This window comes from Desulfuromusa ferrireducens (assembly GCF_055389805.1).
Map to the genome: position 1 here is coordinate 178,389 of NZ_AP042415.1, position 22,027 is coordinate 200,415.

Sequence of the window (22,027 nt, forward strand, 5' to 3'; positions counted from 1 at the left end):
GATTCATGATACATTTTAATGTGCGAATTCAGCCCTTGATTCTGTCGATTCGGTCTGCTAGATTACGCGCCATGTTTCGAATCGCTATTATATTTATAAGCTTGGCTTGGGCTTCCTTGCTGCTGGTCTCCTGGGGTGGAGCAACCCCCATTCAGGAAACCGGGCAAGTCGTTATCGACAGCTCGACGCCAAACTAAAAACCCGCCGCAAACACGGTAAAATCCTCGACTGACGGGGCGTACGCCGAGCCTCTATCATCCGTTAAACAGTTACCCTGCGTATTTATCTCCCTGTACCGACCCGCGTCGCAACAGTTCATCGTCGATGGCGTTTAACACTTCCCATTTATTCATCGACCAGAGCGGGGCCAGCAGAATATGCCGTGGACCGTCTCCTGTCAGCCGTTGAATCAATGTCTCCGGCGGCAAGCGCTCAATCACATCAACCACCAACTCCACATATTCCTGCATTTCAAAGATCGGTACCTGCCCCTGCTTGTATAGTTCACCGAGCGGCGTCCCCTCCAGCACGTGCAACAGGTGCAACTTGACACCATCGACCTTAAGGCGCGCCATTTCATCGGCGGTCGCCAGAATATCGTCGCGCGATTCGCCAGGCAGGCCGAGAATCAGGTGGACACAAACCTTGATGCCGCGCTCTTTCGCTTGCCGGTAGGCGTCGAGAAAACACTGATAATCGTGACCACGCTGAAGGTAATTCAGACTTTGATCGTGAATCGTCTGCAGCCCTAATTCCAGCCAGAAATAGGTCTTTTGTTCGTACTCGGCCAGCAGATCAAGGGTCTCCGGCGGCAGACAATCGGGCCGGGTACCGACAGCCAGACCAACGACATCGTCAACGGCAAGGGCCTGATCGTAACAGTCACGCAAATGATCAACCGGGGCAAAGGTATTGGAAAAGGGCTGAAAGTAGGCAATAAAATACTTGGCCCGGTACTTCCGCCGCATGATTTCCATGGAGTGAGCCAACTGCTCGGCGATCGATGTGTTCCGCTTGAGACCGACAGCTCCGGAACCGCCGGGTTCACAGAACAGGCAACCGTGGGCATCCCGACCGCCTTGACGGTTGGGGCAACCGAACCCGGCATCGATAGAAATTTTATTTACTCGTCCGCCGAAGTGTTGTTTCAGGTAGGTCGAATAGAGACTAAAAGCTTTCCTGCGCATGCCGGCGATGATGCCAGTTTGCGAGGTTCAGAGCAAGCCCCTTCTGAGCGATTCATTTCATTGCCTTATCGGGCTTTGATGCTATAATTCGATTCCCATTAATATTTTGTTTCCATTTGAAAGGAGGTCCCTCCAGTGGCTAAAATTCTGGTTGTGGATGACGAACCCGGTTTACGGTTGCTGTACGCCGCGGAATTAACAGATGAAGGCTACGAAGTCAGCACCGCTGAGAGCTGTGCCGCCGCCGCGGCAGTGTTAGAAAATGAGCAGATAGACCTGGTCGTGCTTGATATCCAGATCAAGCAGGAGAGCGGTCTCGATATGCTGCAGACGATCGTCAAAGAGCGCAGCTCCCTCCCGGTAATCCTCTGCAGTGCCTACAATTGTTATAAGGATGACTTTTCATCCTGGCTGGCAGATGCCTACATTGTAAAAAGCTCGAACCTTGACGAGCTAAAAGCTGAGATTGCCCGCTTGCTCAACAATAGCTAATACGATTTAAACGCTATCTACACCTCCACCTGACAATGAGCTAACAGGATTAAAAGCTGTTGTTACTTACTTTTTGACCGACATCGTTCTCATCGTGAACTAGGAGCGCAAATGAAAGCAGTCATTATGGCCGGTGGCTTTGGCACCCGCCTGCACCCTCTCTCAATCAACCTTCCAAAACCAATGGTCCCGCTGTGCAACCGGCCGATCATGCTACACATAGTCGATCTGCTGAAAAAGCACGGCATCACCGAACTGGTCATGTTGCTCTATTTTCAGCCGGAAACAATCAAAAAGTTCTTCGGTGACGGCAGTGAATACGGTGTCAACATCACCTATGTCACCCCCCTTGAGGATCTCGGTACTGCGGGCGCAGTCAAAGCCGCCGCCAAACACCTCGACGAGCGTTTCATGATTATCAGTGGCGACCTGCTGACCGATTTCGATCTGAGTAACGCCATCAAGTTCCACGAGGACAAGCAGGCCCAGGCAACCCTGACCCTGACTCCGGTTGCCGACCCACTACAATTCGGCGTGGTCATCACCAATAAAAAAGGGGAAATCACCAAATTTCTGGAAAAGCCGGACTGGGGTGAAGTCTTCTCCGACACCATCAACACCGGCATCTACATCCTTGAACCGGAAGTTCTCGATCTGATCCCCGAAGGGGAAAACCGCGACTGGTCGCAAGACGTCTTCCCCTTGATGTTAAAGCAACAAGATCGTCTTTTCGGCTGTACCTTAAAAGGTTATTGGCAGGATATCGGCAACACTGACGCCTACCATGAAACCTGCAGCGACATCCTCGCCAAAAAGGTCGACGTTAATATCGAGGAAACTGCTTCAAACACCTGCAAAGGGCTCTTTCTCGGCGCCGAAGCAAGCATCAATCAAGACGCGCTGCCAAATATGCAAGGAATGGTTGTACTCGGGGACAACACCCGTCTGGTCGGGATACCGAAACTTAAAAATTGCATCGTCGGCCGTAACTGTGTCATCGAAGACGGAGCGGAGCTGGAAAATACGGTTCTCTGGAATAATGTTTATGTCAAGGCTAACGCGCGCATCTCTGGTGCAGTCCTGGGGCAGAATGTCCGTATCGGTGTTGATGCCACAATAAAACCCGGAGTTGTCATCGGCGATAATACGAAAATTGGCAGCGAAGCAACGATCAACCAGGACGTCAAAATCTGGCCGAGCAAAATCATCGAAAACTGTTCGATCGTCAACAGCAATCTGATTTGGGGTGAAACCTGGCGTAAAAGTCTCTTTGAGGGCGCCTTGGTCAAGGGCCTGACAAACATTGAGTTAACTCCCGAATTCGCGGCAAAACTCGGTGCTGCCTACGGCTCAACCCTGCCGAAGGATTGCTTTGTCCTGACTGGTCGCGATTCGATCCGTTCATCGCGAATGCTCAAGCGGGCCTTTGTTGGTGGGCTGCTCTCGGCGGGCATTAACGTTCGCGATGTAAAACGGCTGCCGCTCCCGGTGCTGCGCTATAAACTGACCACCTTCGGTGAAGTCGGAGGAGTCCACTTCCGCCAGTCACCGCGCGACTCGGCAGCGACCGAGATCGTTTTTTTTGATGAGCAGGGACGAGAGCTGTCTTCCGCTGCAGCAAAGTCGATTGAACGGATATATTACAAGGAAAACTTCCGTCGGGTTCACTTCAGTGAGCCGGGGACGATTGCCGAATTACCACACATCTACAATTACTATCGCGATGGTTTTTTGCGCGCCCTCGACCGCGACATCTTCGCTAAAACCAAACCACGCGTCGTCATCGATCTCAACCATTCACCGGCAGCTGAACTGTTACCGGCCTTGCTGAACGAACTCGGCTGCGAAGTCATTGAACTGAATTCGCATATCGATGAAAACCGCATGCCTTCATTGATTGAAGACCAGACAGACCCCCTTCAACGAATGGGGCAGATCGTCACCGCCCTGGATGCCACCGCTGGTTTCTGGCTCGGACCTTCCGGCGAACGGGCGATCTACATCGACAGTGACGGAACCATCCTCTCGGAAATAGAGACCCTGACTCTGCTCACCGCACTGGTCACAAAAACCCAACATGATGGGGCGATTGCAGTGCCAATCTCCGCACCGCACACCATTGAGGAGATCACCCGGGAAAAACGCATCCAGGTCATCCGCTGCAAAGGAGACGGTCGCTCCCTCGGAGTCGCCGCCACGGATAAAAATGTCCATCTCGCTGGCGACATGGTTGGCAGGATCGCCTATACCGCCTTCCAGCCCCACTTTGATGCCCTGTTTGCCATTGCAAAAACCCTTGAGCTGCTAGGCCGTTCGAATGAAACATTGGCCGGTTTGCACAAACAGATCCCGCAACGCCCCTACCGAAAAATCCAGCTTCCCTGCGGCTGGGAGTGCAAAGGCGGCATCATGCGCCTGATGAATGAGGCGACCATCGACCTGCAGACAACCTTTGTCGATGGCGTTAAAGTGCATTTCGGCGACGATTGGGTGCTGGTCGTTCCCGATCCATATCGACCACTGGTGTATATTCTGGCCGAGGCCAGTAGAGAAGAGAAGGTCGAGGCGTTGCTGCAGGAATATCGCGAGAAGGTTGATCAATGGCTGATCCTGTTGAACAATCCGGCATGAAACAACCACTGAAGGTCTGCATTCTCTGGCACATGCACCAACCCGACTACCGTGACCCGGTCAGCGGCCAGACACTGCTGCCATGGACCTGGCTACACGGGGTCAAAGACTACGGCGAGATGCTTGAAACCATCGCCGAAACCGATGCCCGCGTCACCGTTAACTTGGTTCCGACCCTGCTCGAGCAGCTGGAGCGCTACACCAATGGGAGCGACCGTGACCGCTGGCTGGAACTGGCGGCGCAGGACCCCGCTTCGCTGGCCGAAAACGAGCGGCAGTTTATTGTCGAGCAGTTTTTCTCTGTCAGTGAAGAAACACAGATATTGCCCAACCGCCGCTATCATCAGCTCTACAAGCTGCGCGGCAGTAGCTCGTCCCCCGACTCAAGCGAGTTCAGTGACCAGGATCTGCGCGATCTTCAGGTCTGGTTTCTACTCGCCTGGACCGGATCCCATCTGCGACGTAAAGCAACAATTGTCAGCTCCTTGCTGCAGCAGGGAGAAAACTTCAGCGAGGAGCAGAAACAGCAACTGCTTGACTGCTGTCACGCAGAAGTCGGACGGGTCATCGAGTTGCACCGCACCTTGGAGGAACAGGGAAAGATCGAGATTTCGGTCACCCCTTACGCCCATCCAATCCTACCGCTGCTTTGTGATCTACGCATGGCTCAGAATCCAACGCCGGGGCTGCCACTGCCGGCAGCCGACTTTCGCCATCCCGAAGATGCCCGGCTGCAGGTTCGGGAAGGTCTGCAGACCGCCAACCGGATACTCGGCAAACGCCCACGCGGCATGTGGCCCGCCGAAGGGTCCGTCAGCGAAGTTGCCGCCGATCTGCTACGCGAAGAAGGCGCACTCTGGGGCGCCACCGACGAGGATATTTTAGCCCGCAGCCTTGATGGTGGCCTCAAAGATCGCCGCAAACTCTACAAAATCTACCATTACAATCAGTTGCCGTTACTGTTCCGCGACCGGGAACTCTCCGACCGGATCGGCTTTCTCTATGCCGGCTGGGACGCTACCGAGGCAGTCAGTGATTTACAAACGCGACTGCACAAGATCGCGCGAAAAAACCCCGGAGGAACTGTCGCCATTATTCTCGATGGAGAAAATTGCTGGGAACGCTATGCCGATAATGGTTACCCGTTCCTGCGCGATTTCTACCGCTGCCTGCAGGATGATCCGCTCCTGGAGATGACGACGATCCAAACCGCCATTGCCGCAAGCGAACTACAACCATTGCCCCGCCTGGCTGCCGGATCCTGGATCAGGTCCGACTTCACCACCTGGATCGGCCATCCCGAAGAAAACCTGGCCTGGGAGCTGCTGCAAAAGACCCGCGCTGAAATCATCGGCGACGAAATCGAGCAAGCCCTGCAACACCCTGATCAGCCCCTGTCGGAACTGGTCCGTGAATTGCTACGGGCCGAGGGCAGTGACTGGTTCTGGTGGTTTGGTGATGAACATGTCACCGCTCAGGCCGATATTTTCGACCGGCTGTTCCGCCTGCACCTCGAGTCGCTCTACCACCTTAAAGGGCTGACGGTTCCGGCCCGCCTGCACCAATGGATTAAACCGCCAACCACCACCGTCGAGGGAACCGAACCGAGTGCCTGCTTTACCCCACAGATTGATGGCCGGATCGGTGATTACTTTCAGTGGCTGGCAGCCGGACGAATCGATCTTTCGGCCGGCGGAGCCATGTATGCCAGCCGCGAAAGCCTGCAGGAAATTCTCTACGGCTACGATCAGCACCAGCTCTATTTCCGTCTCGATCAAGCAGAACTCCTGCAGCATCTGTGCGGACCAAAGGGGTGCTTCGAACTGCGCATCTCAGGGCAGAAGCTTTTTCATCTCTGCTTAAAGCTTCAAGACCTGTCGCTGACAGTCTCCGCAGATGGCCAGCAGATTGCGATCGGGACGGCCGCTAGTGGTCAGGTGCTGGAAATTGCCGTGCCGCTGGAGGCACTACAACTGCAGCCTGGCGAAATCCTCAGCCTGAGCTGCCACGCCCTGCAGGAGGAACGAGAGAATGGCCGCTGGCCGACCGAAGGTAGCGCCAGTTTCTGCTATCGAGGCGGCGCGCTTGACGAAGACAACTGGTCAGTCTGAAACCTAGAAAGGACCCAATAAGTGTCAGAATTACGCTGGGACCCACTGAAAAACAATTGGACAATCATCACCAAAGGACGCGGCCGCAGGCCACAGGATTTTCTGCAGCAGCGGAGCAAAGTTGAGATGTCCGCCTGCCCGTTTTGCAATGGCAATGAAGAAAAAACTCCGCCGGAGATTTATGCACACCGCCCTAACGGCAGCAAAGCCAACCAACCCGGTTGGCAAGTCAGGGTGATCCCGAATAAATTCCCCGCCTTGCGCATTGAAGGGGAACTAGATAACCAGGCCGAGGGTCTCTACGACCGCATGAACGGCATCGGTGCCCACGAAGTCATCATCGAACATCCCGATCACGATCGGTCGATGGCGGATTTAAGCAATGAAGAGCTGGTTGAGGTTCTTAAAGCCTTTCGCACCCGCATGCTCGACCTGCGCCGGGACAGCCGCTTCCGCTACATCTTCGTCTTCAAGAATTTCGGCGTCGAAGCATCGGCAAACGTTCCCCACTCACATTCGCAATTAATTGCCGTCCCGCTGATCCCGCCGTTGATTACCACCGAACTGGCAACCTGTCGGGAACATTTCCAACGCAAAGAGCGCTGCCTGGTCTGTGACTTGCTGCGCCAGGAGAGAAGCACCAAAGAGCGCGTCGTTCGGGACGATGGCAACTACCTCGTCTACGCTCCATTTGCCTCCAGCCTGCCCTTTGAACTGATGGTCGCGCCGCTGGAACATAGCCACGATTTCACCCTGCAGACCGATCTGCAACTGCAACTTCTGGCCGACACCCTGCGTGACACCCTCGGCCGCCTGCGTTCGGTTTTGCGCGACCCTCCCTACTCCTTTATTCTGCACAGCGCTCCGCCGATGCATTTGCGCTGGGGACGACCTGACTATTGGGCATCCCTGCCCTCGGACTATCACTGGCATATCGAGATCGCTCCCAAGCTCACCAACGTGGCAGGTTTTGAGTGGGGAACGGGCTTTCAGATGAATCCTACACCTCCAGAAGAAGCGGCTGAGTTTTTACGCAATGCCGATCCTTCGGTAATATATTGAGACAAGATGACTGAATCATTCCGCGAAAAAAATTTCCCGCTAGGGTTCCATTGCGGTTACAGCTTTTGGAACCAGTTGAATTTAACCTCCCAATTTCGTCAGACTCCTCCCCCCGCGCGCACCTATCTGCGTCAATTGATCGCCGCGGGCCTGCGCAGTTCGGGAGAGGCAAGCCTGTCGGCCGCAGAGTTGGAACTGCTCGCAACCATCAATCAGGTGTTGCTGCGAATCGGCCAGCATTTTTTGCGCAGTCGGAACTGCCAAATCTCACGCAACAGCTTAACAACCGACAATGGCAAACTTTCGCTGCCAGAACTGGAAAAAGCCCTGCGGGGATTTATTCAGCTGTTCCCAGCCCTGCCGATTGCCTTGGGGAAAGTCGATGCTGAGCAGTTTCTCGCCGCAGCCGAGGAGCAACAACAACTGAATGATCTGGTGCTGGAACTCTTTCTGCTCCGTGTCCAGAGTCTGAATCCGGCGCTCAAATCAGCCAACCAACTCCTGCTGCTGGAAGAACAGCAACTCCATCTCAACAGCGGCTACCGTCAACAGTTGCAGTTGATCGATCAGGCTCTGCCGCAGGTTGACGATGGTTTTGGCCAGATGCCGCGCAGCTTACTGTCGCGCCTGGTCGAACCGCTCCAGCAGGCGCCAACCTTAAAAGAACAACTGCTGCTGCTGCAGCAAAAATATGCCACCATTTTGCCAGAAGACTTGCGCCTGCGGATTTCTGGCGCCTTGGCTATTTTCGAGCGGGAAGGATTCACCCCCGGCTTTCCCGGCGAACCGGAGACCACCCCCCTTGACCCAGCAGCCTTTCCCGATCAGGAATATGCCAACTTTACCGCTGATGTTGACTGGATGCCGCGCACCGTGCTGCTGGCAAAATCAACCTATGTCTGGCTGCAACAGCTATCACAGAAATATAAACAACACATTCACCGTCTTGATCAAATCCCAGATAGTGAACTTGATGAGTTATCAAACAGCGGGTTCAGCAGTTTATGGCTGATCGGCATCTGGAAACGCTCAAATGCGTCTTTAAAAATCAAAAACCGCTGCGGACAGCTTCAGGTCGCAGCCTCGGCCTACGCGATTGACGATTACCACATTGCCGAGGATTTAGGCGGCGATGATGCCCTCGAAACTCTCCGGCAGCGCTGCCGGCAACGCGGTATCGACCTGGCCTGTGATGTGGTGACCAATCATACCGGCATCGAATCAGCCTGGTTACGAGAACATCCAGACTGGTTTGTCCAGACAACGCAGCCCCCCTATCCCGGCTACCGCTTCAACGGCTCTGATTTGAGTGAAAGTCGCGAATATTCAATCCAGATTGAAGATGGCTATTACGATCACAGCGAAGCGGCGGTCGTCTGTCGCTATCAGCAGCGCGACACCGGAGAGGTTCGCTACATCTATCACGGTAACGACGGCACACACCTGCCGTGGAACGATACGGCTCAGCTGAATTATTTGTTGCCCGAGGTTCGGGAAGCGATGATCCGCCTGATCATCCGGGTGGCCAAACAATTCCGCGTGATCCGTTTTGATGCCGCGATGACGCTGGCGAAACGGCATTTTCAACGCCTCTGGTATCCGTTACCCGGTGGCGCTGAAGGAGTTCCTTCGCGGGCCGATCACGCCATGAGCGCAGCAGAATTTCAGCGCCTGTTTCCGGTTGAATTCTGGCGTGAACTGGTCGACCGAATTCGCGAGGAAGCACCGGACACCCTGCTGATTGCAGAAGCCTTCTGGCTGATGGAAGGCTATTTTGTCAGAACCTTGGGCATGCACCGCGTTTACAACAGTGCCTTTATGAACATGCTCAAGCGGGAAGAGAATGAAAAATACCGGCAGACGCTGAAAAACATCCTCAGCTTTGATCCGGCGATCCTGCAGCGCTTTGTCAACTTCATGAGTAACCCGGATGAAAAACCGGCCATCGAACAGTTTGGCAAGGAGGACAAGTATTTCTGTGTTGCCACCTTGTTGGCGACCATGCCTGGTTTGCCGATGTTCGGCCACGGCCAGATCGAAGGCTATCACGAAAAATACGGCATGGAGTACCTGACCCCGCGCTGGCAGGAGGACATTGATCAGCCGCTGATAGAGCGTCATCAGCAGCAAATATTTCCCCTGCTGCGTCGGCGGGCACTGTTTAGCGGCGCGGAAGATTTTCAACTTTTCGACTTTATCTCCGAGTACGGGATCGAAGAGAATGTCTATGTCTACAGCAATCGGTTGGCTGACCAGCACGTTCTGATCCTCTGCAATAACTCCGCGCATCAAATCAGCGGACAGATTGGGGCTGCCGTTGAGCGAGCGGATGGAAACGCGCAAAGCTTTTCCCAAGCGTGCCATTTAAACCTAAATGAAGATTTTCTTATTGCAACCGACCTGAGTCATCAGCTGCAGTATCTGTTTCCTGCCGCTGAGTTACGTAAGGGCGGGCCATTCACCATGCAACCTTATGGCTCCAGGGTTCTCTCCGACTTCCACGCGGTTCAAGATACCGATGGCCGTTGGCAGCAGCTCCATCAACGCCACGGCACCACCGGGCGGCCGAACCTCTATGCTGACCGTGAGGCCCTTTTGCTCGAACCGGTCCTGCAACTCGGTCAGGAATTAATGACGATTCCACGACCGGAAAGAGCGAAGCAAAAAGTTGCCCAGCTGTGCAAAAAAATGATCGAAGAATTTGCTGCCCCGGAACTGCAGCACTTATCGATCAAGAACATGGTGCAATTGCTCGTTCGGGTCAATTTCTCCAGCGACGTGCAATTCAGCGATAAGCTCATTAGTGAGTTCACCGCGTCGGTTTGCAGCGAAAACCTCGCAACTCCTGTTGGGATATACAAGCTCCTCGATCGGTTATATAACCAGCAAGTATGGCGAAAACTCCTAAAATGTAATTATTATAATGAATCTGACTACTGCAACCAAGAGGCGCTGGACCAGCTATTGTATACCTTTGTCCTGTTTCTAATCTTTGATTCTAATAATTCCAATCGCCACGATTTCAAAAGCTTAACGCAAACAATAATACCCATTTTAATTAATATCGCAAAAACACAACGGCTGGCGGTAAAGGCCGGTTACCAGGTGGATATTTTCTTGCAATGCCTCGAGGGAGAACCAGCATCAGAGCCGGTTCTCCCTGCAGCTTCAGGAGGCGATTTTGCAATGAAAATTCTTTTTGTCACACCGGAAGCAACGCCATTTGCCAAAACTGGCGGGCTTGCTGACGTCGCAGGCTCACTGCCACGAGCATTGCGACAACTCGGCCATGACGTTCGTGTCATTATGCCGTGCTACCGCTCCGCTGAACGGAGCGAATTCAGTTTAAAGAAGGGGCGTAAAAGCGTCGAAATAAAGCTCGACGGGAAAGACTACCGCGGAAGTCTCAAGCAGACCACCTGCGACGGTGTCCCCTTCTGGTTTATCGACTGCCCCGAACTTTTTGACCGAGAGCAGCTCTACGGCACAACTGATGGCGACTACCCGGATAACAGTTTACGGTTCGGTTTTTTCAGTCGCGCGGTCCTGGAGATGATCAAGCGTCTCGACTTCAGGCCGGATGTCATCCACCTGCACGATTGGCAGACCTGCTTTGTGCCGATTCTGTTGCGCACGGAATACCGTCACAATCCATTTTTCGCCAATATTGCCACCCTGCTGACCATTCACAACCTTGGATATCAGGGGATATTCCCGGCAGAAATCCTCCGCCAGCTCAACCTGCACGATTCTCTCAGCGCGCCAAAAGGGATGGAGTATTTCGGCGACCTGTCGGCGTTAAAAGGCGGTATCAATTACTCCGATGTTATCAATACGGTCTCGCCGACCTATTGCCAGGAGATTCAAACCAAGGAACAGGGGCACGGTTTTGAAGGTCTGCTGCAGAATCGCGCTGAGGATCTGCACGGCATTATTAACGGACTGGACCGCCGCTCCTGGGATCCGGCTCTCGACACCGCCCTGCCCACGCCCTACAACACCGAAAACCTCAATGGCAAACGGGCCTGTAAACGTTTGGTGCAAAAAGAGCTCGGCCTGGAAATCCGCCACGACGTGCCGATCGTAGCAGTTGTCAGTCGCCTCGACCGGCAAAAAGGGATCGACCTGATTCAGAAAGCCTGGCCGCAGCTGCTCGAACGCGATATTCAATTTGTCCTACTCGGGTCTGGAGATCGCGAGGCAACAGAATTCTGGCGCGAGCAACAACAACAAAGACCGCAACAGGTTTCAATCAACCTCTCCTTTGATGAAGGGCTGTCGCGCCGCATTTTTGCCGCCAGCGATATCCTGCTGGTTCCCAGCCGCTATGAGCCCTGCGGCTTGACGCAGATGATCGCTTTGCAATACGGCGCGCTTCCGGTGGTTCGCCAGACCGGCGGCTTGGCCGACACGATCATCGATGTGACGGAAAATCCAAGAAGTGGTTACGGTTTCGTCTTTGAGAATTCAAACGCCGATGAGCTGCTCAAGGCCCTTGACCGGGCACTGGCGATCTACCCACAGCGCAGTCGCTGGTTGACTTTGGTAAAACGTGGCATGAATCAAGATTTCAGCTGGGCAAATTCGGCCAACCAGTATCACGAACTTTACACCAAGGCCCGTAATTACCGGCAGATGCCGGCAGCATAACAAAAAAAGGCTGCCTCTCGAACTGAGAGGCAGCCTTTTTTAACACGAAAAGTTTCGCTTATTGTTTATTCAGGCGTTGCAAATGTTCTTCCCACTCCAACGGCAAAAGATCCCGTTTACTATTGTTGCAGTCCTTGCAAGCCGGGACACAGTTACCTTTTGTACTCCGGCCGCCACGGGCCACCGGGACCAGATGATCGAGGGTTAATTCCTTGGGCAGAAATTGTTTTTCACAATAGTGGCATATCCCTTTGGCAACGCGGTTCTGCCACCAACCCTGCTTGCGCAGTGCCCTGGCTTTTTCCCGTTCCCGGCGGATGGTCGCCTCATCGATATCAATCCCAAATTCAATCATTGGTGGTCGCCTTTTTGCCGTTACGTTAGTCTCAGGATTATTGCACATTTCTACAATATATGCGATCTTGACAAGTTGCCTTACATGCTAAATAACGTCCCAATTACGAGATAACTTATGAAAATCCTTATCATTGGTGCCGGACAGGTCGGCTATTTCCTCTGTGATCGCTTATCACGCGAGGGGCATGCCGTCACCCTGGTTGACCAGGATGAAGAAACCATCGAACGAGCTCAGGACCGCATGAACGTCCTCGGCGTCTGCGGTAACGGTGCCAGCGCCGAGATTCTTGAACAGGCAGGCATCAAAGATACCGATATCTTCATTGCGGTCACCAACATGGACGAGGTCAATATCCTCGCCTGCTTACTTGCCCGAGAATATCAGACGCAGACCCGGGTCGCCCGCACCAAAAGCATCGAGTACACTGGCAACAAGGCCATCCTCTCAAAAGAGAAACTCGGCATTGACCTGCTGATCAACCCGGAAGATGCAGTCGCCGAGGAACTTTTCAAGCTGGCCTGCAGCTCAAAGGCCTTTGATGTCGCCGAATTTGCCGAAGGGCAGATCCATTTCCAGGGCTTTCGGATCACCGAGGAAAGTCCGATCTGCGATCTGACCTTGGCCGAGCTGGGGGAATTGCGCGGCATCTACCGTTTTGTCGTGGTCGCCATCAACCGCGGCAAAAAAACTATTATCCCGCATGGAGACGACTGTATTCAGGCCGGTGACAAAATCTACATTTTTGCCCACCAGGACGAACTGCCGGCAATAAACTACATGCTGCAATCACAAAAGACCGAGAACAAAGCTTCCCACCGCGCCTTTATTCTTGGCGGTAGCCGCATCGGCGTCCAGATTGCGCGAAATATGGAGCAACATAATTTCAGCATCAAGCTGATCGAAAAGAACGAAGATCGCTGCTATAAACTGGCCGAGCAACTCAACAAGGCGGTGGTCATTAACGCCGAAGGGCTCGATCTCCAAACCCTGCTCGACGAGGGACTTGAAGGTGCAGACGTATTTGTCGCCGTAACCGATAACGACCAGACCAATATCCTAACCTGTCTGCTGGCCAAACAGCACTCGGCCAAACGCACGCTCGCGCTGGTTAGCCAACCGGAACTTATCGATCTGGCGTCAGATCTTGGTATTGATGCCTGCGTTTCTCCACGCATGGCCGCAGCAAGTACCATTCTCAAGTTTGTCCGTCGTGGAGAGATTATTTCTTTATCAGCGGTTGAAGATAGCGATTCAGAAGTGCTTGAGATTAAAATCAAACAAGACAGCGGACTATTAGCCATCCCACTGCGCGAACTGCACTTCCCGCGCGGAGCCATAATCGGGGCGATTGTGCGCGGCAACAGCTACGAAATCCCGACAGGAGAGAGCCAGCTGGCCGAAGGGGACCGAGTGGTGATATTTGCCCTGCCCGAGGCGCTACAGAAGGTCGAAAGGTTTTTTTCCTGAATGAATCTCATTCTAACCCTGAGAATCCTCGGTGCCCTGCTTCTCTACCTCGGCGGAACCCTGCTGCTCCCGGTGCCCTTTTCCCTGTTTTACCATGATGGTGTCTGGACGGCATTTATCTATTCAGCGCTGATCTGTTTCTGCGTCGGCGGGCTGTTGTTTGGCTGTTGTCAGAGCCCGAAGGATCTTTCCGTCCGCGAAGGTTTTGCCGTGGTCACCTTCGGCTGGACCTTCTTTGCCCTGTTTGGTGCTCTGCCCTACATCCTCTCCGGGGCGATCCCATCACCGCTGGATGCTTTTTTCGAAACCATGAGTGGTTTCACCACCACCGGTTCGACCATTCTGACTGAGATTGAAGCCTTACCGCAGAGCCTGCTGTTCTGGCGTTCGCTCACCCACTGGCTGGGCGGCATGGGAATCATCGTCCTCTCGCTGGCCATTTTGCCGATGTTGGGTGTCGGCGGCATGCAGCTATTCAAAGCCGAAGTCCCGGGCCCGACCGCAGACCGGCTTCGACCGCGCATTCAAGATACGGCGAAACTTCTCTGGGGAGTTTACCTGCTGTTAACCGCAGTTGAAACACTGCTGTTGATGCTCGGTGGGATGAGCTTTTTCGATGCGACCTGCCATTCGTTTGCCACCCTGGCGACCGGTGGATTTTCGACCCGCAATGCATCGATTGCGGCCTACGACAGCAGTTACATCGATGCGGTCATTACCATCTTCATGCTCCTGGCCGGAGTTAACTTCACCCTGCACTTCCAAATGTTGCGCGGCAAATTGAGTGACCTGCACCGCAATGAGGAATTTCGCTGCTATATCGGCCTGATCGTCGTTGCCACCGCGGTCATTGTCGGCTGCAACTGGTACTACAACACCTATCCACAGCTCGATGAAAACTTCCGCTATTCCATCTTTCAGGTGACGTCGATCATCACCACAACCGGCTTTGGTACCGCAGATTACGAAACCTGGCCGATATTACCGCAATATATCCTGATCATGCTGATGTTTGTCGGCGGCTGTGCCGGTTCGACCGGCGGCGGCATGAAGGTTGCCCGCATTCTGCTACTCTTCAAGCATGCCCAGGTACAAGTTTTTCGCCTTATCCATCCACGCGCCATCAGGCTGGTCAAACTTGGCAACAGGCCGGTGGACAAAGAAGTCCTCCAATCAATCCTCGGCTTTTTCGCCCTGTTTATTGGTATTTTTGTTTTTGCCTCGTTGCTCATGGCAGCAAGTGGCATGGATCTGGTCTCGGGAGGGGCAGCGGTGATTGCCTGTCTGGCAAATATCGGCCCTGGCCTGGGGACTGTCGGCCCGGTCGACAACTTTGCCCATATCCCGAGCTTTGGCAAATCGGTCTTGATCGTTTGTATGCTGATGGGACGACTAGAGCTTTTCACTGTCCTGGTCTTGTTCTTCCCCTCTTTCTGGCGCAAATAATCAGCCCCGTAAAACAGGGTCGGTCGACCATCAAGAGGCACAATATGAAAAGCCCCGATCATCGGTGAGATGATCGGGGCTTCCCCCCTCCGTAGCCTCTTGGTCAGGTACGGTTTTAATTTCCCTGACTATAAAGATCCACTCTGACAAAAACCTGAACGAAGCGAATAAATTCTGATTATTTGTTAAATTGTGCTTTTTTACTGGCACCTGCAGAGATAGCTTAACCAAAAAAAAGAGGATCGCAATTGCGATCCTCTTTTTTTATAATTTAAGGCAGCTTGATAAAAGCCAGGTGTCGACCTGTCTCCCCTTTATCACGCCGATAGGAAAAAAATGACTCGGCGTGACAACAGGTGCATTCGACGGCCTGATCAATATGCTGCGGACTCAAACCGGCCTGTTCTAATTGCAGACGGCAACTGAGGGAAAGATCCAACTGCCAGTGACCGAGGCTGGTTTCCTTAGAAATTTCTTTCCAAAACCCGCTTCCCTGACGAAAAGCATCGCGCACCGGCCGATCGACCTCATATTTGTGCGCCCCGATACCCGGTCCGATTGCTGCGCGCAAACCGTCGACCGAACAACCTAAATGATCACACATCGTCTTGACCGTTTTTTTCAAGATCCCGTTGGCTGCACCTCGCCAACCAACATGCACGGCAGCAACAACGTCCTGCTCCTGATGCCAGAGCAGAACCGGAAAACAATCGGCAACCAACACGCCGATCATAATTCCTGGCTGATTAGTGACAATGCCATCGACCTCAATCGAAAGATAATGGGTCAAATCGAGGTTCGGCTCGTCAATCACCAACAAATCGCTACCATGCACTTGCTTGACGGTCAACAACTGGTGTTGCTGCAGCTCAAAACTGCGCACCAGTGTCGAACGGTTGCCCTCGACGCTGGCCAACTGATCATCGGTATTCAGGCCAAGGTTCAGCGAGTTATAAGGGGCGCGACTAATTCCGCCATTGCGGGTCGTAAATCCGGCGACCAAGCCACTCGCCAAGCCGACTGGCTGTAGATAGGAAATCTTTCCCTTGCGTTCAAGTTTCATTACTGACTCCACTATTTTTATGCTATCCGATGATCTCCGGAGTAGCGTATTTCTGATCAAGATAGCTGAGGATCGCCGCGAATTCGGGCGGCAAGCCGGTGGAAAACTCCATAAATTCGTCACTGCCCGGGTGAACAAAACCGAGCAACTGGGCATGCAAAGCCTGCCCCGGAAGCTTCTCGACCAACGTCCGCAGTTGCTGATCAGAATAATTATTCAGTCGATTGCGACCACCATAGAGCGGGTCCCCCAACAAAGGCAAATTCATTTCTGAAAAATGGACGCGTATTTGATGCGTGCGGCCAGTTTCCAAGTGGCATTCAACCAAAGTCAATCGATCCACATCATAGCGCTTGAGCACCTTCCAATGGGTTACTGCTCTTTTGCCGTGACGGGTGTTGCTGCTCATTTTTTTTCGTTGTTGAGCATGGCGGCCAATCGACTGTTCGATGGTTCCGCGCTGTCCCTGAATTTGGCCCGCAAGCAAAGCAATATAGCGGCGCTTCACGGTATGCTCTTTGAACTGTGCGGCTAAATGCTGATGGCTCTGATCGTTTTTAGTGGCGACCATCACTCCAGAGGTGTCCTTATCGATCCGATGAACGATCCCCGGCCTGAGTTCCCCGCCGACTCCGGCCAAATCATCACAGTGATGCAGCAAAGCATTAACCAGAGTGCCGCGAGGGTGCCCGGCGGCGGGATGTACCACCATTCCAACCGCTTTGTCAATCACGATCAGGTGTTGGTCTTCATAAAGAACAGTGAGCGGAAGTGCTTCGGGGATGGCGGTAATCGGATCAGGTTCGGGGATGTTAACCAGAATAGACTCCCCTCCCTTGAGCTTATAACTTGCTTTAGCAGGGGTTCCATCCAGCAGAATCTGCTGACTGCTGAGCAGTTTTTGGATTTGAGAACGACTCAGTTCAGGAAAAGTCTCGGCGAGAAAACAATCAAGCCGCTCGCCACAGCGGTCGTCCGGGTAATTCAGCTTTTGTTGTGATGACATCTACCAGATGGAACTTTCTATTTTGCCGGCCTGTTTGATCATGACATCAACAATCGCTTTTTCATACAGATGCTCACGATTCGGCAGATCGTCGGAGACACGGGTGAAGAAATGCACACGGCCTTCCTCGAGCTCTTCCCCCATCAGCTCAAAAATGCTGTCGTTCTTGATCCCTTCAGCAACCTTATCTTGGTTGTAAAGGGCAATATCAGAAACAATTGCCCGGGCCAGACGGAACGCGAGATCGGGATTTTCAACCAGTCTTGCCATAGCTTAGGCCTCCAGCCCCTCGTCATGAGTGATTTCAGGAAACAGTAACATAAGTAGTCAGTTTATTAATACCTTCTCTAAATAGCAAGTAATAATCTTAGTTTTCCCGATTCCCTCGGTCCTGCCTTGAGTCACAAGCGCTGCGCTTTCATGCCAGCTGTTGCTGCAGAAACCGGTACAGTTCTGCGTGATCACCGCGGTGTGGACACGGCCACTCGGCTTCTTCTCTCTCGACAATCCAGGTATCGACCAAAAAAGTCTTCATCCCCACCGACGCGGCAGACAAGTCATGACTGGTATCATTGCCGACCATCAAGCATTTTTTCGGATTAACGCCCACCTGGGCAGAAATCTCTTCAAAATATCCGGCCTGCGGCTTGCAGTAGCAGCTGTTTTCGAAGCTGGTTAGATGACAAAATGAAATATCCCCGAGATCACCCCACAACAACCGCGCCTTAATCATAAATTCGGGGAATACCGGGTTGGTCGCCAGCACCACGGGAACCCCTTGCCGATGGCACTCGTCGAGAATCTTGCGAGCCAGCGGTATGGGGTGAACCAGGTCCTGCAAAGTATCGAGCCCATCGATGGCAAAGCGCTGAAAAGAATCGCGCAACACAGTTTCGGGAATTGACAGTTGCTGCTGAAGGGTCGAATAAACTCGCTGTTCGTTGGTCGTCAATCCATCACCGGCGGCCTGAATCAGGCCGCGGATCGCGCCAAGCATCACTCGGGCAAACTTTTTCGGTTTGACATGCTCCCGGCAGTGAGCGGCTAACCCTTCAATATAACGGGGGATAAACTGTTCCATCTGCACCCTGAGTAAAGTTCCATCCAGATCGAAAAGAACCGCATCGATTGAATCGCTAATTTTATGCTGTTCTGACATGACAGGCTCCGCCAACCGGAAAACTCGACTGGCATTAATATGAAAAAAACTTTCTTGATGATTTTAGCACAGAGGCCGCAGTCAATTCCAGCCTTTGCAGTGTTTCTAATTACTTGACTGTTTCGATCAGGGACGTTAAAAATTGTTTCAGATTATATATTAAAGGAGAAACCATGGACCAGTTCAGAGCAGAAGTCAGAGAGCTACAAATAGGTCCCCAAATCCGTCAACTTCGGCAAGAGCGGCGCTTAACCCTGCAAGATCTGTCAGCAGAGACGGAACTCTCCAAACCGCTGTTATCGCAGATTGAAAATGAACAAGTCATCCCCCCCCTGGCAACCCTGTTGAGAATTGCCAAGGCCCTTAACGTGCCTCTACAGACTTTTTTCGAAGAAGAAGATAACACCCAGAAGTGCCTTGTGGTGCGTGCGGGGGATTCCAACAAGTTGCAACGCCGGCCACGTCAAAGCGGCCCACCGCAACCCTATTTGTACCATTCTCTGGCGTATGGCAAGAAACATAAGCACATGGAACCGTTCTTGGTCGAATTCGATCCAACCCAGGTCAGCACATCACAACCGGTACAACATGCCGGCGAAGAGTTCCTTTATGTTCTGGAAGGCCAGATAGAACTTAATCATGGCAGTGAAACCCATGTTCTTGGACCCGGTGACTCTGTTTACTGGGATTCGAACGAACTTCACAGTTTAAGAGCCTTGGGCGACGAAATCGCTCATGGCATTGCGGTCCTCTACACCAGAAACTGAACCGCTTCAGCGGTTGATTCAAATCTATCTGCTATGCTTATAACCATTATCTGATTGCTAACCATTTACATCTATCAGGAGGATTCCATGGCGAAGGTTGGTGTTATTCTTTCCGGCTGTGGCGTGTACGACGGCAGTGAAATCCACGAAACAGTCATCACCCTGCTGGCCCTTGATCGCGCCGGGGCAACAGCGGTCTGCATGGCCCCGGATATGGAGCAGGGGATTGTCAATCACCTGACCGGCGAACCGGTTGAAGGGACAGTACGCAATGTCCTGGAAGAATCGGCACGAATTTGCCGCGGAGATATTACGGACATCGCAAAAATCAAGGCCAGCGATATCGATGCCCTGATTCTACCTGGTGGTTTCGGCGCGGCAAAAAATCTCTGCGACTTTGCCTTTAAAGGGACAGACTGTGACGTTCAACCCGAAGTTGCCCGTCTGATTCGAGAGATCGTTGCGGCGAAAAAACCGATTGCGGCTATCTGTATTGCACCGGCACTGGTTTCGAAAGTCCTCGGCAACGACAAGTTGGCTCACAAGTTGACGATCGGTACTGATGACGGAACCGCTCAAGCAGTTACTGCCATGGGCTCCACCCACGTTGCCTGTCCGGTCAGCGAATTTGTTATCGATCAAGAAAACAAACTGATATCGACTCCGGCCTACATGCTTGCTGGCAGCATCAGCGAAGCAGCGGATGGAATTGAAAAGACCGTCGCTGCGCTGCTGGAAATGCTTTAGGTCGCGTGAGTATGCGGAAAAAATAAACATTACCTTACTTGTCGTCTTTTGATCGGTCTGCTAGACTCGGTTAAATTTTTCCGAAGGAGACTCCAATGGACAAGTACCGCTGCATTATTTGTGACTACATTTACGACCCGGAGCAAGGCGACCCAGATCATGGGATTGCCCCGGGAACCAGCTTTGATGATATCCCGGACAGCTGGATGTGCCCTCTTTGCGGTGTCGATAAATCAAATTTTGAACCGATCTAGGAGCACTGAAAACTGAGAGATTGACAGGGTCCGAGCGCCAACAGCGATCGGACCCTGTTTTTCATTCTGCAACCGCCATGCTATGCTGGCCGCATCGACAAACACACTTTCCTGGGAATAACTGCAAATGGCCAAAACCCACCTTCGCAAGCCCGATTGGCTGAAAGTTAAATTCCCTGCTGGCGTCAATTTCGCCCGCATCGACCGCTATCATCGTCAGCAAGGACTCAACTCTGTCTGTCGCAGCGCCGCATGCCCCAATCAGGGAGAATGTTGGAGCAAAGGGACAGCGACCTTCATGATTCTGGGAACCAACTGCAGTCGCCATTGTCACTTCTGCAACGTCTCCAGCGAGCCACCACTGCCCCCCGATCCACAAGAACCGCGAAAAGTTGCCGCTGCGATCAAAGATTTACAGCTCAAACACGCCGTGATCACTTCGGTGACACGGGATGATTTATCCGACGGCGGCGCTGACCAATTTGTCGCCTTGGTTGAACAGATCCGGCAATTGACTCAAGGCTGTCGCATTGAACTCTTAATTCCCGACCTCCAGGGAAACTGGCACGCGCTGGCAAAAGTCGTCTCTGCCGCTCCCGATATTATTGGTCACAACATCGAAACCGTGCCGCGCCTGTATTCCGCAGTAAGACCCGAAGCGCAATACCAGCGATCCCTGGATGTTCTGGCGCAGATCCGCGAATTATCGACAACGATCATCAGCAAATCAGGACTGATGCTCGGCATGGGCGAAACAGAAGATGAAGTATTACGCGTCATGCAAGACTTACGCGATCACCACTGCCAGATACTCACACTCGGACAATACCTGGCACCAACGGTGAATCATTATCCGGTGCAGCGCTATGTTTCACCGCCGGAATTCGAGCAGTTCGCCAAACGGGGAAAAGAAATGGGCTTTGAACATGTTGAGGCCGGGCCATTGGTTCGTTCCTCATACCATGCCGAAGAACAATTTGCCGCCCGCAAGGAGGTCACCGATGGATAACTTTACCCTGGTGCGCCCCGAACATTTGAATCATCACGGCTACTTATTCGGCGGGATCATGCTGAAGTGGGTTGATGAGAATGCCTGGATGGCCGCATCGCGTGACTTCCCCGGCTGCACCTTGGTCACCATCAACATGGATGCCTGTCATTTCAAACACCGGGTAGAAAACGGCTCCATTTTACACTTTCATATGCAAGCGGCCAAACAGGGGCGGACCTCGGTCGCCTACACAGTTAATGTCCGCGCTGATGAACCAGGGGCAAAGGTCGAAAAAGAAGTATTCAGTACCAGGGTCACCTTCGTTCGCCTTGACGATAAGGGCCGGCCATGCGCACTACCAACGCAAGCCCAGATAAAATAAAAACCCCGCTCAGACAACCTTCACAAGGGCATCTAAACGGGGCTTAAACTGAATAAATGGATAAATTAAATCAGGCCTTGATATCGATGTTCATCCCTTTACCGGTGTGCTCAGCGATTTCCGACCGCTGCTGCTCACTTGGCTCGTTCTGCTCGGTTTTTTGCAGGGTTTTGGTCAGCGCATCAAATCCCGACGATACTTTGTTTGTGGCCATTTCCTGAGCAGCGGTGCCCATTGCTCCTGAGATTTCCATG

The 22,027-nt window shown here is 52.8% G+C and carries 19 protein-coding genes; 12 read left to right on the forward strand and 7 right to left on the reverse strand.

Annotation, left to right across the window (positions count from 1 at the left end):
- Positions 1-269 precede the first annotated feature (269 nt).
- Positions 270-1,187, reverse strand: a complete 918-nt coding sequence (gene mnmL, locus ACZ5PT_RS00845; protein WP_464264916.1) for a tRNA modification radical SAM protein MnmL/YtqA — start codon at positions 1,185-1,187, stop codon at positions 270-272.
- 135 nt (positions 1,188-1,322) lie between these two features.
- Between mnmL and ACZ5PT_RS00850 the strand changes: the two genes are divergently transcribed.
- The 5 genes from ACZ5PT_RS00850 to glgA all read left to right on the forward strand — a co-directional run bounded on the left by ACZ5PT_RS00850 (position 1,323) and on the right by glgA (position 12,133).
- Complete coding sequence (locus ACZ5PT_RS00850; protein ID WP_464264917.1) at positions 1,323-1,679, forward strand: response regulator; 357 nt, start codon at positions 1,323-1,325, stop codon at positions 1,677-1,679.
- A 111-nt stretch (positions 1,680-1,790) separates the two neighbouring features.
- The gene (locus ACZ5PT_RS00855; RefSeq protein ID WP_464264918.1) at positions 1,791-4,310 is read left to right on the forward strand and encodes a sugar phosphate nucleotidyltransferase; all 2,520 of its coding nucleotides are present in this window, start codon (positions 1,791-1,793) and stop codon (positions 4,308-4,310) included.
- Positions 4,280-6,421 carry a glycoside hydrolase family 57 protein gene (locus ACZ5PT_RS00860; protein ID WP_464264919.1) on the forward strand — a complete coding sequence of 714 codons (2,142 nt, stop codon included), beginning with the start codon at positions 4,280-4,282 and terminating at the stop codon, positions 6,419-6,421. Before ACZ5PT_RS00855 ends, ACZ5PT_RS00860 begins: the two co-directional genes overlap by 31 nt.
- A 21-nt stretch (positions 6,422-6,442) precedes the next feature.
- Complete coding sequence (locus ACZ5PT_RS00865) at positions 6,443-7,483, forward strand: galactose-1-phosphate uridylyltransferase (protein WP_464264920.1); 1,041 nt, start codon at positions 6,443-6,445, stop codon at positions 7,481-7,483.
- Positions 7,484-7,489: 6 nt separating this feature from the next.
- Positions 7,490-12,133, forward strand: coding sequence for a glycogen synthase GlgA (gene glgA, locus ACZ5PT_RS00870; RefSeq protein ID WP_464264921.1), 4,644 nt, complete (start codon positions 7,490-7,492; stop codon positions 12,131-12,133).
- Positions 12,134-12,191: 58 nt separating this feature from the next.
- Here glgA and ACZ5PT_RS00875 read toward each other — a convergent pair whose 3' ends face one another.
- Entirely contained in the window at positions 12,192-12,488 is a 297-nt protein-coding gene (locus ACZ5PT_RS00875; RefSeq protein WP_464264922.1) for an HNH endonuclease, read from the reverse strand.
- 117 nt (positions 12,489-12,605) lie between these two features.
- Between ACZ5PT_RS00875 and trkA the strand changes: the two genes are divergently transcribed.
- Together trkA and ACZ5PT_RS00885 are read left to right on the forward strand one after the other, a co-directional pair.
- Complete coding sequence (gene trkA / locus ACZ5PT_RS00880; RefSeq protein ID WP_464264923.1) at positions 12,606-13,958, forward strand: Trk system potassium transporter TrkA; 1,353 nt, start codon at positions 12,606-12,608, stop codon at positions 13,956-13,958.
- A complete protein-coding gene (locus ACZ5PT_RS00885) occupies positions 13,959-15,404 on the forward strand; it encodes a TrkH family potassium uptake protein (RefSeq protein ID WP_464264924.1) in 1,446 nt (481 codons plus the stop codon).
- Positions 15,405-15,675: 271 nt separating this feature from the next.
- Here ACZ5PT_RS00885 and pgeF read toward each other — a convergent pair whose 3' ends face one another.
- From pgeF to ACZ5PT_RS00905, 4 genes are all read right to left on the reverse strand, one after another.
- A complete protein-coding gene (pgeF, locus tag ACZ5PT_RS00890; protein WP_464264925.1) occupies positions 15,676-16,467 on the reverse strand; it encodes a peptidoglycan editing factor PgeF in 792 nt (263 codons plus the stop codon).
- 22 nt (positions 16,468-16,489) lie between these two features.
- Positions 16,490-17,473, reverse strand: coding sequence for an RluA family pseudouridine synthase (locus tag ACZ5PT_RS00895; RefSeq protein ID WP_464264926.1), 984 nt, complete (start codon positions 17,471-17,473; stop codon positions 16,490-16,492).
- On the reverse strand, positions 17,474-17,743 hold the full coding sequence (locus tag ACZ5PT_RS00900) for a hypothetical protein (protein ID WP_464264927.1): 270 nt from the start codon (positions 17,741-17,743) through the stop codon (positions 17,474-17,476). It lies immediately after the preceding gene.
- 148 nt (positions 17,744-17,891) lie between these two features.
- Entirely contained in the window at positions 17,892-18,632 is a 741-nt protein-coding gene (locus ACZ5PT_RS00905) for an HAD family hydrolase (RefSeq protein ID WP_464264928.1), read from the reverse strand.
- 173 nt (positions 18,633-18,805) lie between these two features.
- On the opposite strand from ACZ5PT_RS00905, the gene ACZ5PT_RS00910 reads away from it, so the two are divergent.
- The 5 genes from ACZ5PT_RS00910 to ACZ5PT_RS00930 all read left to right on the forward strand — a co-directional run bounded on the left by ACZ5PT_RS00910 (position 18,806) and on the right by ACZ5PT_RS00930 (position 21,773).
- The gene (locus ACZ5PT_RS00910) at positions 18,806-19,399 is read left to right on the forward strand and encodes a helix-turn-helix domain-containing protein (protein ID WP_464264929.1); all 594 of its coding nucleotides are present in this window, start codon (positions 18,806-18,808) and stop codon (positions 19,397-19,399) included.
- Positions 19,400-19,486: 87 nt separating this feature from the next.
- Complete coding sequence (gene elbB / locus ACZ5PT_RS00915) at positions 19,487-20,146, forward strand: isoprenoid biosynthesis glyoxalase ElbB (protein ID WP_464264930.1); 660 nt, start codon at positions 19,487-19,489, stop codon at positions 20,144-20,146.
- 95 nt (positions 20,147-20,241) lie between these two features.
- The gene (gene rd, locus ACZ5PT_RS00920; RefSeq protein ID WP_464264931.1) at positions 20,242-20,400 is read left to right on the forward strand and encodes a rubredoxin; all 159 of its coding nucleotides are present in this window, start codon (positions 20,242-20,244) and stop codon (positions 20,398-20,400) included.
- 127 nt (positions 20,401-20,527) lie between these two features.
- The gene (gene lipA, locus ACZ5PT_RS00925) at positions 20,528-21,409 is read left to right on the forward strand and encodes a lipoyl synthase (protein WP_464264932.1); all 882 of its coding nucleotides are present in this window, start codon (positions 20,528-20,530) and stop codon (positions 21,407-21,409) included.
- Positions 21,402-21,773, forward strand: coding sequence for an acyl-CoA thioesterase (locus ACZ5PT_RS00930; RefSeq protein WP_464264933.1), 372 nt, complete (start codon positions 21,402-21,404; stop codon positions 21,771-21,773). Before lipA ends, ACZ5PT_RS00930 begins: the two co-directional genes overlap by 8 nt.
- A 70-nt stretch (positions 21,774-21,843) precedes the next feature.
- On the opposite strand, the gene ACZ5PT_RS00935 is transcribed toward ACZ5PT_RS00930, so the two are convergent.
- Positions 21,844-22,026, reverse strand: a complete 183-nt coding sequence (locus ACZ5PT_RS00935) for a hypothetical protein (RefSeq protein ID WP_464264934.1) — start codon at positions 22,024-22,026, stop codon at positions 21,844-21,846.
- Position 22,027 lies beyond the last annotated feature (1 nt).

Bases quoted from the DNA above. Each gene is read 5' to 3' on its own strand.
- elbB (WP_464264930.1), top strand. From the start codon at position 19,487: ATGGCGAAGGTTGGTGTTATTCTTTCCGGCTGTGGCGTGTACGACGGC.
- pgeF (WP_464264925.1), bottom strand. From the start codon at position 16,467: ATGAAACTTGAACGCAAGGGAAAGATTTCCTATCTACAGCCAGTCGGC.
- ACZ5PT_RS00930 (WP_464264933.1), top strand. From the start codon at position 21,402: ATGGATAACTTTACCCTGGTGCGCCCCGAACATTTGAATCATCACGGC.
- ACZ5PT_RS00905 (WP_464264928.1), bottom strand. From the start codon at position 18,632: ATGTCAGAACAGCATAAAATTAGCGATTCAATCGATGCGGTTCTTTTC.
- ACZ5PT_RS00935 (WP_464264934.1), bottom strand. From the start codon at position 22,026: ATGGAAATCTCAGGAGCAATGGGCACCGCTGCTCAGGAAATGGCCACA.
- ACZ5PT_RS00910 (WP_464264929.1), top strand. From the start codon at position 18,806: ATGGACCAGTTCAGAGCAGAAGTCAGAGAGCTACAAATAGGTCCCCAA.
- ACZ5PT_RS00875 (WP_464264922.1), bottom strand. From the start codon at position 12,488: ATGATTGAATTTGGGATTGATATCGATGAGGCGACCATCCGCCGGGAA.
- ACZ5PT_RS00895 (WP_464264926.1), bottom strand. From the start codon at position 17,473: ATGTCATCACAACAAAAGCTGAATTACCCGGACGACCGCTGTGGCGAG.
- mnmL (WP_464264916.1), bottom strand. From the start codon at position 1,187: ATGCGCAGGAAAGCTTTTAGTCTCTATTCGACCTACCTGAAACAACAC.
- glgA (WP_464264921.1), top strand. From the start codon at position 7,490: ATGACTGAATCATTCCGCGAAAAAAATTTCCCGCTAGGGTTCCATTGC.
- ACZ5PT_RS00855 (WP_464264918.1), top strand. From the start codon at position 1,791: ATGAAAGCAGTCATTATGGCCGGTGGCTTTGGCACCCGCCTGCACCCT.
- ACZ5PT_RS00860 (WP_464264919.1), top strand. From the start codon at position 4,280: ATGGCTGATCCTGTTGAACAATCCGGCATGAAACAACCACTGAAGGTC.
- ACZ5PT_RS00900 (WP_464264927.1), bottom strand. From the start codon at position 17,743: ATGGCAAGACTGGTTGAAAATCCCGATCTCGCGTTCCGTCTGGCCCGG.
- lipA (WP_464264932.1), top strand. From the start codon at position 20,528: ATGGCCAAAACCCACCTTCGCAAGCCCGATTGGCTGAAAGTTAAATTC.
- ACZ5PT_RS00885 (WP_464264924.1), top strand. From the start codon at position 13,959: ATGAATCTCATTCTAACCCTGAGAATCCTCGGTGCCCTGCTTCTCTAC.
- trkA (WP_464264923.1), top strand. From the start codon at position 12,606: ATGAAAATCCTTATCATTGGTGCCGGACAGGTCGGCTATTTCCTCTGT.
- rd (WP_464264931.1), top strand. From the start codon at position 20,242: ATGGACAAGTACCGCTGCATTATTTGTGACTACATTTACGACCCGGAG.